This window comes from Bacillus sp. FSL W7-1034, assembly GCF_038593365.1.
Lineage (GTDB): Bacteria > Bacillota > Bacilli > Bacillales > Bacillaceae > Bacillus > Bacillus altitudinis.
Window position 1 is genome coordinate 935657 of the sequence record NZ_CP151989.1, and the last position, 14684, is coordinate 950340.

The 14684-nt window shown below is 41.9% G+C and carries 13 protein-coding genes; 11 read left to right on the forward strand and 2 right to left on the reverse strand.

Annotated features, from left to right (window positions below):
- Positions 1–60: 60 nt before the first annotated feature.
- Together NST73_RS04720 and NST73_RS04725 are read left to right on the forward strand one after the other, a co-directional pair.
- The gene (locus NST73_RS04720; RefSeq protein ID WP_342499421.1) at positions 61–2967 is read left to right on the forward strand and encodes a 5'-nucleotidase C-terminal domain-containing protein; all 2907 of its coding nucleotides are present in this window, start codon (positions 61–63) and stop codon (positions 2965–2967) included.
- Positions 2968–2999: 32 nt separating this feature from the next.
- Positions 3000–3566 carry a class D sortase gene (locus tag NST73_RS04725; protein ID WP_160758337.1) on the forward strand — a complete coding sequence of 189 codons (567 nt, stop codon included), beginning with the start codon at positions 3000–3002 and terminating at the stop codon, positions 3564–3566.
- A 34-nt stretch (positions 3567–3600) separates the two neighbouring features.
- On the opposite strand, the gene NST73_RS04730 is transcribed toward NST73_RS04725, so the two are convergent.
- Positions 3601–4503: an RluA family pseudouridine synthase gene (locus NST73_RS04730; RefSeq protein ID WP_342499422.1), complete on the reverse strand. Its 903-nt coding sequence runs from the start codon at positions 4501–4503 to the stop codon at positions 3601–3603.
- Positions 4504–4611: 108 nt separating this feature from the next.
- Between NST73_RS04730 and NST73_RS04735 the strand changes: the two genes are divergently transcribed.
- The 3 genes from NST73_RS04735 to NST73_RS04745 all read left to right on the forward strand — a co-directional run bounded on the left by NST73_RS04735 (position 4612) and on the right by NST73_RS04745 (position 7479).
- Complete coding sequence (locus NST73_RS04735; protein ID WP_024719947.1) at positions 4612–4953, forward strand: DUF5365 family protein; 342 nt, start codon at positions 4612–4614, stop codon at positions 4951–4953.
- A 307-nt stretch (positions 4954–5260) separates the two neighbouring features.
- Positions 5261–5926 carry an HAD family hydrolase gene (locus tag NST73_RS04740; RefSeq protein ID WP_342499423.1) on the forward strand — a complete coding sequence of 222 codons (666 nt, stop codon included), beginning with the start codon at positions 5261–5263 and terminating at the stop codon, positions 5924–5926.
- A 14-nt stretch (positions 5927–5940) separates the two neighbouring features.
- Positions 5941–7479: a bifunctional GNAT family N-acetyltransferase/carbon-nitrogen hydrolase family protein gene (locus NST73_RS04745; RefSeq protein ID WP_007497061.1), complete on the forward strand. Its 1539-nt coding sequence runs from the start codon at positions 5941–5943 to the stop codon at positions 7477–7479.
- 45 nt (positions 7480–7524) lie between these two features.
- Here NST73_RS04745 and NST73_RS04750 read toward each other — a convergent pair whose 3' ends face one another.
- On the reverse strand, positions 7525–7941 hold the full coding sequence (locus NST73_RS04750) for a hypothetical protein (RefSeq protein ID WP_024719949.1): 417 nt from the start codon (positions 7939–7941) through the stop codon (positions 7525–7527).
- 166 nt (positions 7942–8107) lie between these two features.
- Here NST73_RS04750 and NST73_RS04755 point away from each other — a divergent pair, with 166 nt between their 5' ends.
- From NST73_RS04755 to NST73_RS04780, 6 genes are all read left to right on the forward strand, one after another.
- Positions 8108–8524: a VOC family protein gene (locus NST73_RS04755; RefSeq protein WP_024719950.1), complete on the forward strand. Its 417-nt coding sequence runs from the start codon at positions 8108–8110 to the stop codon at positions 8522–8524.
- 83 nt (positions 8525–8607) lie between these two features.
- Positions 8608–9525, forward strand: coding sequence for an AEC family transporter (locus NST73_RS04760; RefSeq protein WP_007497064.1), 918 nt, complete (start codon positions 8608–8610; stop codon positions 9523–9525).
- A gap of 28 nt (positions 9526–9553) precedes the next feature.
- Entirely contained in the window at positions 9554–11146 is a 1593-nt protein-coding gene (locus NST73_RS04765) for a PucR family transcriptional regulator (RefSeq protein ID WP_342499424.1), read from the forward strand.
- Positions 11147–11387: 241 nt separating this feature from the next.
- Positions 11388–12725, forward strand: a complete 1338-nt coding sequence (locus tag NST73_RS04770) for an aspartate aminotransferase family protein (protein ID WP_342499425.1) — start codon at positions 11388–11390, stop codon at positions 12723–12725.
- Between the two features lie 361 nt (positions 12726–13086).
- A complete protein-coding gene (locus tag NST73_RS04775) occupies positions 13087–13644 on the forward strand; it encodes a glycerol-3-phosphate responsive antiterminator (RefSeq protein WP_017360356.1) in 558 nt (185 codons plus the stop codon).
- Between the two features lie 215 nt (positions 13645–13859).
- A complete protein-coding gene (locus tag NST73_RS04780) occupies positions 13860–14675 on the forward strand; it encodes an MIP/aquaporin family protein (RefSeq protein WP_008349011.1) in 816 nt (271 codons plus the stop codon).
- Positions 14676–14684 lie beyond the last annotated feature (9 nt).

Consider the following 14684-nt stretch of genomic DNA (forward strand, 5'->3'; position numbering starts at 1 on the left):
TCCAGTCTTAATAATTGCTTTGTACACTAGAAGAGATGAAGTTCAAAGGGGAGAAATCTAATGAAACGTATACAATCTATTCGAATGGTCTGTTGTTTGATTTTGGTGATATTTAGTCTGCAATCTTTACTGCCTAGTATCATGACAGCTGAGGCGTTTTCTTCTTCTGAGAAAAAGCAGACTTTATGGAAACAAACAAAGCCGATGAACATAAAAAAAGCCCGAAAACTGATAGGAGAAACGGTAACGGTGAGCGGAATCGTAACAGCAGATCAATCCGCTATAGGGAATGGGAAACTATCAACATATATTCAAGACAAAACAGCTGGTCTCAATATTTATTCTGCGCAGCCTAAGAATTTTCCAGAACTGAAAGCAGGCATGAAGGTCACGGTGACTGGCAAGGTGACGACTTATAAAGGGCTCGTTGAAATTGTGCCAGATCAAGATCGTCTGAAGATAGAGGCTGTGAATCAGCCATTGCCTTCGCCAAAGAAAGTTTCCATTAAACAATTGGAATCGGATCAGGCAAGCAAATATGAAGGAAGATTAGTGAAGGTAAAAGGCTATGTAGAACAGACGCCAGATCAGCCAGCTGGCGGTGGATACAATGTGGTCATCATCGATAAAAAATATCATAGCACAGTCCTTAGAGTCATGGTTGATACGGGTGCCATTGATCAAGTGAAGACCGGAAAATGGTATGAGTTTACTGGCGTTTTAAGCAGATATGATACGCTGCAAGTACTTCCAAGACACAAAACCGATGTCAAATTGCTGAAGCACCAGCCAAAGCCGCCAAAAATCAAAAAAGAATATGAGGCAACGGTAGATCGTGTTGTGGATGGAGATACCATTCATTTGAAGAAGCCTGTGCTCGGCACAACAAAGGTACGCTTCGTGAATATGGACACACCAGAAACCTACCACAAGCCAAAAAATGAATTAGATCAAAACCAGCTGCGCTTTGGACAAAAAGCGACGGATTATTTAAAAACACTTCTTTCAAGTGGTGATCGAGTCACATTAAAGATTGGCCCGGAAGCAAAGGATGGATATGGACGTCTTTTAGCTCAAGTCAAAACCAAAAAAGGGCTGAATACGAACCTAGAGCTTGTGAAAAAAGGATATGCCCCTACTTATTTCATCTGGCCTGTTGGAGATGAAAAAGAGTATCAGATGTTCCAGCAAGCAGTGAAAGATGCCAAGGAAAAAGGGCTGGGTATTTGGAATGAAGAAGATCCTCTGCTAGAACAGCCGTTTGAATTTAGAGCACGCGAGCAGAAAAAAGGGCTCACACGTTATGTGGGGGATTCATCTGCAAAAACCTACGTATCACCTGACAGCTGGAATGAGATCGATGTAGATAAACGTGTCTTTTTTGCTTCTAAAGAAGAGGCAGAGCAGGCTGGATATCAGGCGTCAGAATCATCTAGTGAAGTCCCATTAACCATTTTAAGCATGAATGATTTGCATGGGAAAATTGATCAGCAATATGAGCTGGATGTAAAAGGTGATGGCAGTAAAGGAACATATGGACGGATGGATTATGTGGCGGCTTATATAAAACAAAAGCAAGCTGCGCAAAAAAATACACTGACAGTTCATGCAGGAGATATGATAGGCGGAAGCTCGCCGGTTTCTTCTCTTTTACAAGATGAACCAACCGTTGAACTAATGGAGAACATCGGCTTTGATGTTGGGACAGTTGGAAACCATGAGTTTGATGAAGGTGTAGATGAATTATTGCGCATTTTAAAAGGTGGAGATCACCCGAAAGGCACAAAAGGATACGATGGGCAGAACTTCCCGCTTGTTTGTGCAAACTGTGAATACAAGGATACTGGCAAACCACTTTTACCGGCCTATGAAATCATGGATGTCGAAGGAATTCCTGTGGCTTTTATCGGGGTTGTGACAACATCAGCGGCAGGTATGGTCATGCCAGAAGGAATTAAAGACATTCAATTTACTGATGAAGTCCAAGCTGTCAATGAAGCAGCGAAGGAATTAAAGCAAAAAGGGATTAAAGCGATCGCAGTTCTGGCTCATATGACCGCCTCTCAAAATGGTGATACCATTACTGGAGAAAGTGCAAGGCTTGCCAAAGAAGGTGATGACGAAATCGATGTCATTTTCGCTGGCCATAATCACGAAGTGGTCAATGGAGAGGTAAATGGAAAATTAATTGTCCAAGCCTTTGAATACGGAAAGGCAATTGGAGAAGTCAATGTCACACTTGACCGGAAAACAAAAGATATTGTCAAAAAGAGTGCAAACATTCAGTATGTGGACCAGGCTGGTATTGAAAAGGATCAGGAGGCAGCGGACATTTTAGCTCATTACGGAAAAGAAGTGGAGCCGATTATTAGTGAGGTGGTTGGAGAAGCAGGGGTCAAGATGGAGGGCGGCTATTCAAATGATGGTGATACACCACTTGGCAATCTCATTGCGGATGGCATGAGATATTCAATGAAAAGTGACTTTGCCATGATGAATGGTGGCGGCATCAGACAAAATCTCGAAAAAGGACCCATTACTTGGGGAGACCTCTTTAATATTCAGCCATTTGGAAATGTGTTAGTGAAGCTGGACATTAAGGGGAAAGATTTAGTTGATATCATTGAAGCTCAAATATCTCCTCAATTTGGACCGGATTATAGCATTTCAGGCTTTTCTTATTCGTACAATCCGTTAACATATAAAGTAGTCGACTTAAAACTGCCTGATGGTTCTTCCGTTGATTTCGATAAAACGTATACACTCACAGTGAACAACTTCATGGCGACTGCCACTGGAAGTAAGTATGCACCGATTGGGCGGCTAGGGAAAAATCCGGAAACAGGCCCAGAAGATTTAGAAGCAACGGTCGCTTTTGTAAAGAGCTTCGAGGGAGCTTCTATTGTGTATCAAAAAGAAGGCCGAATTCAACAAGCGAAACAAGAAGAAAAGGCAGCAGCAAGCTAAAGAATCATCAGCAAAGACAAAGGAGTTAACGCATGAAAAAATGGCTTGCAGTGATTGTCATGTCAGCGGGAATTGTGGTGCTTGGCTGGGGAATCTGGCAAATGGCTTCTACTCACATACAAACAGCACATTCTTTAGAGGAAGCAAAAAAGGTCGTAGAAACTGATCAAGGGATGACAAAGGAAAAATTCTCACCTGAAATGGGGAAAGCCTCTGGCATCCTGACCATTCCGAAATTAAAAGCCGATTTGCCGATTGTTGAAGGGACAGATGCGGACGACCTTGCCAAAGGCGTCGGTCATTATAAAGGCAGTTATTACCCTGATCAAAATGGACAAATCGTTTTGTCGGGACACAGGGATACGGTCTTCCGCCGGACTGGTGAACTGGATATTGGGGATCAGCTGAAAATCACTGTACCGTATGGCGAGTTTGTTTATGAAATTACGCATACGAAAATTGTGGATCAGCACGATACATCCATTATTACCTTACAAAATAAAAAAGAAGAGCTTGTGTTAACCACATGCTATCCATTTCATTTTGTCGGCAATGCACCAGAGCGGTACATTATTTATGCGAAAAGAGCATCTGTCTAACGTCAAAAGAGCCTGTATGATCAGGCTCTTTTTTCTACATATTGTCCATTAATTCAGCCATATCAGGTGGGAGCGGTGCTTCTATCGTCAGCTTTTCACCTGTGAATGGATGGTTCATGTCTACTTGTTTGGCATGAAGGGCGCACCTGTTTATCAGGTCACGTTTCCCGCCATATAATGTATCGCCAGCTAAAGGATGCCCGAGACTGCTAAGATGGACCCGAATTTGATGCGTTCTGCCTGTTTCTAATCGCAGCTTAACGGCCGTCATCTGTAAACGTTTATTGAGATGAAAGACCTTATAATGAGTCTTGGCGCTTTGACCAGTAGGAGAAACCCTCCTTCTGACGGCATGGTGTTTATCACGTCCAATGGCTGCTTGGATCGTTCCTTTCTTTTTCTTAAACAGTCCTTGTGCGATGGCAAGATACGTTCTGTTAATCGCTTTTTTTGAAAGCATTTGATCGAGTACAGCATGTGCCAACCTGTGTTTGGCAAAAATAACGGTGCCGCTTGTGTCTTGATCCAGCCTATGTATATGTCTGACCCGCTTTTCTTCTCCATTTGCTTGAAAATGGAAAGCGACTAGGTTCGCCAGCGTACCTGTTTGTCCTTTTTCATTTGGATGCGTCGGCTTTCCAGCAGGCTTTTGGACAACTAATAAATGCTCGTCTTCAAAGAGTACCTCTAATTCACCGTATTCTGGCGTCACATCACTTTCTTCCGTCTCAAATAAATCAATGAGAATCTGATCACCTGTACTCACTTTTGCAGCATGGTGGGCAGGTTTTTGATTGAGACGGACTTTTTGGTGCTCCATCCAAAAATGGATAATTGGTTTAGAGGCAGACACTTCGTCTTTTAAAAATTGACTTAAGGAAATGCCATTTTGCTGCTCACCTACTTTTAGGGAGAGCATGTGTCCTTTTATGATCATGATATTCGTCCTCTCTTTGGGTATATATAGGAAACACTTACCTTAGCGAATGACTTTTTTTCTGTGCTATTCTGAATGGAGTAGTAACGACAGAGAGGTAGATGCCACGTGAGATTAATGAAAGCTGCGACAGACCTTCAAGAGCAGGCAATTGAAGAAGTTTCAAAGGAAATTGAAGATCTCTTATCCCATTCTGTCAATGGAGAAGCGCAGGAAAAACAACCCCCGCTTACATTCATTGATGGTGTGTATAACGGGACAATGGATGATGCTTTTCGTATCTTATCAGGTCTTCAGCTATTACATACCATTATTTTAAAGCCGAAGCGACATATCACAAAACGAGATCGTGAGTTATTTGAACTCAACCGTGAACAAGTTAATGCGTGCGGCTTTTCTTTCCCGTTTGATTTAGATGATTTTGCAGGCCGTCACCTTCAAAATGCGTAAAAGTTGGTGTGAACTTCCTTGTTAACTTACAAGGTCGTCGCACATACTATTTTTAAGGGAACGGAGAAACCTTCAAGATCTGTAATACCAATTCCGCTCTTTTTCAACAATGTCTATTCTCCACGAATCGGAGCGCTTGGATCTCTTGCAGAAAGAATCGAACATGACAGGAGCCTGACAAAACGATGCAGGCTCCTTTTATACATAATCATTTTAGCAGACATTCATCTTTGAAAGTCAATTTTATTCACGATATGATAGCAGTATGGAAGATATTTCAGACTTTCGGAAAAAAGGAGTGGCCTCTTTGGTAAAGGCGATTATATTTGATTTTGATGGATTAATTTTAGATACAGAAACACATGAATATGAGGTTCTGCAGGAAATGTTTGCGGAGCATGAATCGGAGTTGCCTCTGTCTGTATGGGGAAATGTGATTGGAACACAGGCAGGTTTTAAGCCTTTTGAATATTTGGAAGAGCAGTTAGGGAAGACATTAGATCATGAGGCACTCACAGAAGACCGGCGTTCACGTTTTCAAAAGAGAATGAAGGACGAAGCAGCAAGACCTGGTGTAGAAGCTTATTTAGAAGCGGCAAAGGAGCTTGGAATTAAGATTGGACTTGCTTCCAGCTCAGATTATAAATGGGTGTCTGATCACCTGAAACAAATTGGACTTTTCGATTACTTTGAATGTATCCGCACGTCAGACGATGTGGAAGAAGTAAAACCTCACCCAGAACTTTATTTGCAAACCGCACAATGCTTAGGCGTTGAGCCAAAAGATTGCGTGGCATTTGAGGACTCTGTGAATGGGTCAATCGCTGCCAAACGAGCGGGCATGAAATGTGTCATCGTGCCAAATAAAGTGACGAGCACAGTGCAGTTTGAAGAATATGATGTTAGATTAGAATCCATGGCTGAAATCGAATTGCTCCAGCTATTCCATCAGCTTGAAAAAGAGGATCAGTAAGGGGGCAATACATCATGGCAGAAAAACTAGATTTAACGCGATTTGAAAAAAGAATGGTGATTCGAAATATTAGAGAAGAAGATATCGACCGAATCATTGCATTGCAAGAGGTATGCTTTCCAGGCATGGACCCTTGGAAAAAAGAGCACCTTGAAAGCCACCTTGAACATTTCCCAGAAGGCCAGTTCTGTGCGGAATTCGAGGGAGAAATCATTGGCTCATGTTCAAGTTTATTAATAAACTTTGATGAATACGATGATCGTCACACATGGCAGGACATCACAGATGATGGATATATCACAAACCATAATCCAGATGGGATGAATATGTACGGAATTGAAGTAATGGTCAGTCCTGAGTACCGCCGGATGAAAATCGGTCATCGTTTATACGAAGCAAGAAAAGACTTAGCGAGAAGATTAAATTTAAAAAGCATCATCATTGGCGGACGTATCCCGAATTATCATAAATATCAAGAGGAAATGACGCCTCGCCAATATGTAGAGCAAGTCATGCTGCACCAAATTTATGATCCTGTGCTATCTTTTCAGCTGTTAAATGAATTTAGCCTGATGCGGATCAATCCGAATTACTTGCCGGATGATAAAGCTTCCAGTACGTACGCAACGCTAATGGAATGGAACAATGTCGATTATCGCCCGCAATCAAAAAGATATTATAAATCGGCGTTCCCAGTACGTATTTGCGTCATTCAATATGCGATGAAACAAATTCATTCCTTTGAGGAATTTATGAATCAGGTGGAGTATTATGTTGATGTCGCATCAGATGCGTCAGCTGACTTTGCCGTATTCCCAGAAATTTTTACAACGCAGCTCATGTCTTATTTAGAGGAGCGCTCCCCAAGTCTTGCAGTGCAGCGTATCACGGAATATACCGAGGACTACATTAATTTGTTCACAGACCTTTCTGTGAAGTACAACATTAATATCATTGGTGGATCCCATTTCGTTGAAGAGGAAGGGAAAATCTACAATATCGCGTATTTATTTAGACGTGATGGAACGATTGAAAAGCAATATAAGCTGCATATCACGCCGAATGAAAGAAAATGGTGGGGGATTTCAGCTGGTGACCAAGTCCGGGTATTTGATACGGACTGCGGTAAAATTGCGATCCAAATTTGCTACGATATTGAATTCCCTGAGCTTGCTCGAATTGCAGCTGACAAAGGAGCGAAAATTATTTTCACTCCATTTTGTACAGAAGACCGTCAAGGCTATTTACGAGTACGTTACTGTGCGCAGGCGAGAGCGGTTGAAAATCAGATATATACGGTCATTTCTGGAACGGTCGGAAACCTTCCGCAAACAGAAAACATGGATGTCCAATATGCACAATCAGCAATCTTTGCACCATCTGATTTTGAATTCGCAAGAGATGGCATTGTAGGGGAATGCAACCCGAATATTGAAATGGTGGTTGTCGGTGATGTCGACTTAGAAATATTAAGAAGGCAACGTCAAGATGGGACGGTTCGTCAGCTGAAAGACCGAAGAAGAGACGTGTACCATATTGAATATAAGAAATAACCAAAACAAGCGCCCCGCAGTTATGCGAGGCGCTTTTCTTTATGTTTACATTTTCTTTAATGCGAGTGTAGCAAAGTGGGCAATGCTTTTGGCAGCTAAAAATGGAACGTCTGATTTGACAAGAGATTGATAAATCGTTTTTTCTACTTGTTTCCATGTAAGAGCAGGCTCTTCTAAAAGATTTTTTAAATCAGGTCCTACATGCTGGTTGAAAAACTGTTCAAATTGTTCGCGTTTTTCTTGTCCGGCAATCACTTCTAATTTTTGTAGCCACTTTTCTTGTTTTTGGAAAGATTGTTCGATGTTTTGTTTAATGGTGTCTGTTGTTGAAGGAAGCTGAAAATCACTTTCTGCTGTCACCTGCTTCGTTTGAATAGATGCAGCATCAGCTGTTTGTGTAATAGGTGAAGCGAATAAAAGGACAGAGGTGGAGAGCATCAAAGATTTTGCGATTGTTTTCATTAAGAAAACCTCCTAGTTCATTTAGTATTGTGCACGAGATTTATTATATATTTTTGTTAAAATAAGGTAATGAGGCTTACCGCTTATTTTTCCATGCGACAAAGGGATGCCAAATGAAAAGACGAATATACTGAATGGAAATGATGTTTTACAAAGGGAGAGGGATATGGGGCGAGAATCTAAACATCTGTATATCAATTTGCCGGTTAAGCATGTAAATGAGTCAAAGGATTTCTTTGAACAGCTGGGTTTTGACTTTCAACAAGAACTGACGAATGAACATGCTGCTTGTTTTGTGATGAATGAGACGATCACAGTCATGCTGTTATCACTTAAGCATTTCCAATCCATTTCAGAGAAGGAATTGGTAGATGCCAGAAATGGCGCAGAGGTCATTATCTCTTTACAGGTCGAGACGAGGGAAGAGGTTGATGAGCTTGTAGAGCGTGCGATCGCAGCTGGTGGTTCACCGTTTAAGGAAAAACAAGACCATGATTTCATGTATGGCTGGAGCTTTCAGGATCGTGATGGTCATTTATGGGAAGTGTTTTATATGGATGAGGAGAGAAGCGACCTTTCATAAGGGTGCTTCTTTTTTATTGATGATCAGTGGTATGATAAGAGGGTAAAAAATAAGGAATTCATCTAGAGAAAAGTAGGTGCTGCATGGAGTTTTTACTTGTCTTAATGCCAGTGTTCGGCATATTCCTTATAGGGTATATTGGGCAGAAGACAATTGGTTTTGATATACATACGCTCTCATCAATGTCTTTATATTTAATGTCACCATTTCTTGCGTTTGAAACCTTTTATCAAAATAAAGTATCGATGGACTATGTGTACTTATCTATATTTGTCGTAGGGCTTTGTCTTTCACTTGTTTTATGTGTCTTCATTTTATCTCGAATTTACGGGTATTCGAATGAAACGTATTGTGCCATGATTTTGTCATCAGCATTTATGAATAATGGAAATTACGGCACACCTGTTGTCCTTCTTGTTTTTGGAGCAGCTGGTTTAGATATTGCGATTGTGCTAATGGTCCTTCAGCAGCTCGTCATGAGTACGATCGGCATGTATTATGCAGCAAAAGGTGGAGAGGACGCGGGAGACTTGAAGGTCGTTCTAAAAAAAGTGCTGCGTATGCCGGTTGCTTACGGGGCTCTTCTTGGTTTATTATTTCAGCTCATTGACCTTTCATTACCTAAAGAGCTTATGACAGGTGTTCAGCTGGTCGGGGATGCAGCGATACCAACGATTATGCTGATTTTAGGTATGCAGCTCGCAGTGATTTCTTTTAAACAAGTGGATTATCGCAATATTTCCTATGCGGTGCTGCTCAAGCTGTTTATTTCACCTCTCATCGCCTTTGGTTTTACACTTATTTTACCTGTAGATGATTTGGTGAAACAAATTATGATTTTAGTTGCAGCGATGCCGACAGCGGCGAATACAACACTGATGGCTGTGCAATTTCGAACGAAGCCTGAGTTTGTCTCAAGCACGACGTTTCTCAGTACGATTTTAAGTATTGTGACTTTACCTGTTTTATTATGGATTTTATCCATGCACCCTCTGGGATAGGGGACGGCAAACAAAGGGGGACTTATGAATGAATGTAGATGTTCATTTTCAAGTAAGTGATGTGTTAAAAACGAAGCATTTTACGCATGCGAAAGTGTTAGCTGGGGAAAAGGGATTGTTTCGGCAGGTAAAATGGGTACATGTACTTGAAGTGCCTGCTGTAGAGGATTTGTTAAACGGAGGCGAGCTGATCTTAACGACGGCCGCAGGCTTCCATGATCAATTGGAAGTCTTTCAGGCGTTTTTAAGGCAGTTGATTGACTCAGGTGCGGCCGGCTTGTGTATTGAATTTGTACCGCTCCGGTTTGATGTACCGGAAGAACTGATTATTTATGCAGAAGAACGTGATTTTCCGCTTATTCTGTTTACAAAAGAAGTGAAGTTCGTCAATATTACACAGCATCTCCATACGATGATGATTGAGCGTCAGTATCAGATGATGGCGGATTTAGAAACACTGTCGTCCAAGTTGAATGAGCTTTTATTGACTCCTCATCCGCAGATGGATATTTTGGATCAAGTGTATCAGCACGTGAGAGGGATTCTTTTGTTGATCCCTGTTCAAGGTGAACCGATTATTTTATGTGATTCATCCAAACAAACAGAAGAGCTTGTGATGAATTATTTGCAGTATGCTTCATTACCAAAAGGATATGAAGTGACGCAAAAACAAGTCCTTGCACTCAAACAAACCTTTGCAGACCTCGTCCTCATTCATCAATCGAACACGCTCTCGGAATTTGAACTGCTTGTGATGGATAAAGGAGCGAATGCCCTTGCCCAGCAAACTTTAAGAGAGCTGTATACAGAAGAGCTGAAGAAGACAAAAGAGAATGAATGGCTGCAAAAATGGTTTCATGAAGAGCATACAGAAAGAGAAATCATAGAACACCTTGAGGAAACAGAAGGACTGAAAAAACCGACCGGCTGTGTGGTGATGCTCTTTCAAAAAAACCACCAAATAGAAGAAATCGCAGGGAATCTTTATTTTCTTGTCTCTTGCCGTTCTATTTTTCAGCGTGCTGGTTTCTATTTGATTGTGTACGAGCATCAAGGACAAACCTTATTTATTTTATTGAATACAAGAAAAGTTGAGGACTGGAAAGAGCGTGCAGAAAAAGCGGCAAACGACATCACGCAATTATATGACCGTGAGAAGCCCGGCGAGGCAGTCATCAATTATGCAATCGGTTCATATTGTGAGCAATTTCAGTACATGAGAAAAAGTTTTCAAGCAGCGAAAGAAGTGCTGCATTTAAAGAAAGTGATGCCGCAACGGATAAAAAGCCCATTTTATCAAGATTTACATATGCTTCGGTTGATGCCTGTCATGAAAGAAAGCGGGTTATTAGAATGCATGGTGAAAGAGTATTTAGAGCCGGTGATTTTATATGATAAACAAAATAGCGGCAGGCTCTATCAGACGCTGAATATCTTTTTACAGACAAACGGTTCTAAAAAAGAAACCGCAAGCCAGCTCTATATTGTGAGGCAGACGCTTTATCACAGATTGGATAAGCTTCATGCTTTACTTGGTGAGGATATGATGCAAGCGCCAAAACGTCAAGCGCTTGAATTTGCGATCCTTGCTTATGAATTTTTACAGGGGAATCGCCATTAATGGTATATGTTAGATTTGCTAAGGGATCAAGTAGAGTGTCTCATGGTTCTTTTCAATCAGTTGACGATCTGTCTAATGTAATGTGTCTGGCCCCTTTTTTATAATGAGAGTAACGACACGGGCGGTCTTGTTTCAGTTTCATATGCCTCACTTTTTATCCATATAATGAATGGAGAGGTCATATGCAGGACCGGTTTAAGTTTCTTTTATGATGAAAACGGATACATGGGGGCGTGGGAAGATGAAAACACATAACGCACAAGATCTTCAGGCGAAAGATGATCAGTTCATTTGGCATCATATGAAAGGGACAAACAAAGAAAATGAAAGTATGGTGATTCATGAGGCAGAAGGCGCATGGGTGACAGATATTCATGGAAATCGCTATTTAGACGGGGTGTCAGGACTATGGTGTGTAAATGCCGGATATGGACGTAAAGAGCTTGCAGAAGCGGCGTATAAGCAATTAAATACGATGCCTTACTACCCACTGACACAAAGCCATGTGCCAGCGATTCAGCTGGCTGAGAAGCTCAATGAATGGCTAGACGGGGACTATGTGATCTTCTTTTCTAACAGTGGTTCTGAAGCGAATGAAGCGGCATTTAAGATTGCCAAACAATATCATGCGCAAAAGGGAGAGAGTACACGCACAAAATTTATTTCCCGATACCGATCGTATCATGGCAACACAGCAGCAGCTCTAGCCGCAACGGGTCAAGCGCAGCGTAAGTACAAATATGAACCGTTAGGGCAGGGATTTATCCATGTCGCACCGCCTGATATGTATCGTCATCCTGAGGATCAAGAGAATCTGGCGAGTGCTGCGGCAATAGATCAGGCCATGACGTGGGAACTAAGTGAGACGATAGCTGGGGTCATTATGGAGCCGATCATTACGGGCGGAGGTATCCTAATGCCGCCAAAAGGGTATTTGAAGAAGGTCAAAGATATCTGTGAAGCCCATGGAGCGCTTCTCATTGTAGATGAAGTCATCTGCGGATTTGGCCGGACAGGAAAGCGGTTTGGATTTATGCATGAGGAAGTGAAGCCAGATATCATCACCATGGCAAAAGGGATCACAAGTGGATATTTACCGCTATCTGCAACGTGCGTGAAACGAGACATTTATGAAGCGTATGCAGGAGAAGATACGTATGACAGGCTACGGCATGTGAATACATTTGGCGGTCACCCTGCTTCCTGTGCGGTGGCACTTGCTAACCTAGAGATCATGGAAAACGAGCAATTAGTGGAGCGGTCAGGCACGCTTGGCCAAGACATGCTCGAACGTTTGCAAGAGTTAAAAGAGCATCCATTTGTCGGTGATGTGAGAGGAAAAGGCCTGCTGTTTGGAATTGAGCTTGTGCAGGATCAGGCGTCAAAAAAGCCAGCTGATCCAAGTGTAGTCGGTCAATTGATTACAGAATGTAAAAAGCGAGGATTGATCATCGGGAAAAATGGCGATACAGTGGCTGGTTATAATAACGTGGCACAGCTCGCACCACCGCTAAATATCACTGATGAAGACGCCTCATTCATTATTCATACTTTAAAAGAAAGCATGGCACAATTATAGCAGAGATTTCTCTGCTTCAGATTGTTGACAAAGGGCTAAAATATTATTTATTTTAGCCCTTTGTCTTCTTTTCAGCGTGATAGAAAACCTTTGCAGCCCTAGGAAGGACGAGTACTGGCGCGGAGCGAATTTGACATTCGTGAGCACCAGCACGCAGGACTGACAAAGAATGCGAGGGTTTGCCTACACGCTGTAGCAGAGAGGTTTCTCTGCTTTTTTCTATGCCCTGAAAGGATCAGGTTTTGATCGATCTGCTAGGCTGAATGGTCAATGGGCACACTAGGTGTATTGAAAAAAACATGCGATTCTATTACTGTAAGGAGAAGATAGAACCAATACACACACGAGAAGGAGACGGCATATGAGTTTTCATGATCAACCCATTCTACCTGCTGTTCGCAATATGAAGCAATTTGAGGAATTTTTAAAAAGTCCATTTACATATGGGGTCTTACTAGATGTTCACTTAGGGCGGCTTAAGGGCATCATGAATGAGGCGAATGCGCATCATAAAAAAATGTTTGTCCATGTCGATCTCATTCACGGAATCAAACATGATGAGTACGGAACGGAATTTATTTGTCAGGAAATGAAACCAGCTGGCATTATTTCTACTAGGTCTTCTGTCATAGTAAAAGCCAAGCAGAAAAAGGTATATGCCATCCAGCGAATGTTTTTACTTGATACAAGTGCGATGGAAAAAAGCATGGAGTTTGTCGGGAAACATCGTCCAGATTTTATTGAAGTATTGCCGGGTGTCGTGCCAGATTTAATTACAGAAGTGCGCGAAAGAGCTGGAATACCAATATTTGCAGGAGGATTTATTCGAACAAAAGAAGATGTAGAAAGGGCGCTTGCAGCAGGGGCGACAGCTGTCACCACATCGAATACAGAGCTTTGGAAAGCGTTCCAAAAGTGAAAAAGATAAAATGTGAAAATTGATTGACAACGTTTTCATCCTCTGTTACTATAGCACTAAGTTAATATCATGTGATGGAGAAACGGAGATCCACAACGACGCTTTACTAGGTGACAAATGACCCTGATGTAAAGTATGTTTGTTGTGGATCTTTTTTCTTTATCTTTTCTACACATTTATAGGGGATGGCAACTGAACCAGAGGAGGAATTTTTCATGACACCATTTTGGGGTGAAGTCGTTGGTACAATGCTTCTTATTATTTTCGGAGGCGGTGTGTGTGCGGCAGTCAGTTTAAAGAAATCGCTCGCTTATCAGTCCGGCTGGATTGTAATCGCTTTCGGATGGGGATTTGCAGTAGCGATTGCAGCTTATGCCACTGGAGGAATCAGCGGTGCACATTTAAACCCGGCGCTGACAATAGGTCTTGCATTAGAAGGAAGTTTTCCTTGGGCTGATGTTCCAATGTATATTGTCGGTCAAATGCTTGGCGCATTACTCGGAGCTATTATTGTCTTCTTACATTACTTACCACACTGGAAAGCGACAGACGATCCAGGTGCAAAACTAGGCGTATTCTCAACTGGTCCTGCGATTCCGCATACTTTTGCAAACGTGCTCAGTGAAGTCATTGGTACATTTGTATTGGTGGTAGGAATTTTAGCGATTGGTGCAAATAAATTTGCAGACGGAGTCAATCCGCTGATTGTTGGTTTCTTAATTGTCGCAATTGGTCTTTCATTAGGTGGTACAACTGGTTACGCAATTAACCCTGCACGTGATTTAGGTCCAAGAATCGCACATGCCATTCTGCCGATTCCAGGTAAAGGTCCATCAAATTGGAAATATGCTTGGGTTCCTGTTGTTGGTCCAATTTTGGGCGGTGCATTTGGCGGTGTTTTCTATAATGCAGCCTTTAAAGCGAACGTCACACCAGCCTTTTGGATTGTAAGCGTTATTTTAGTTGTGGTATTGTTAGGACTCTATGTTTCTACGAAAAACCAGACAAATGCTGTCAATGAAAGTATGTAAGGGGAGGAA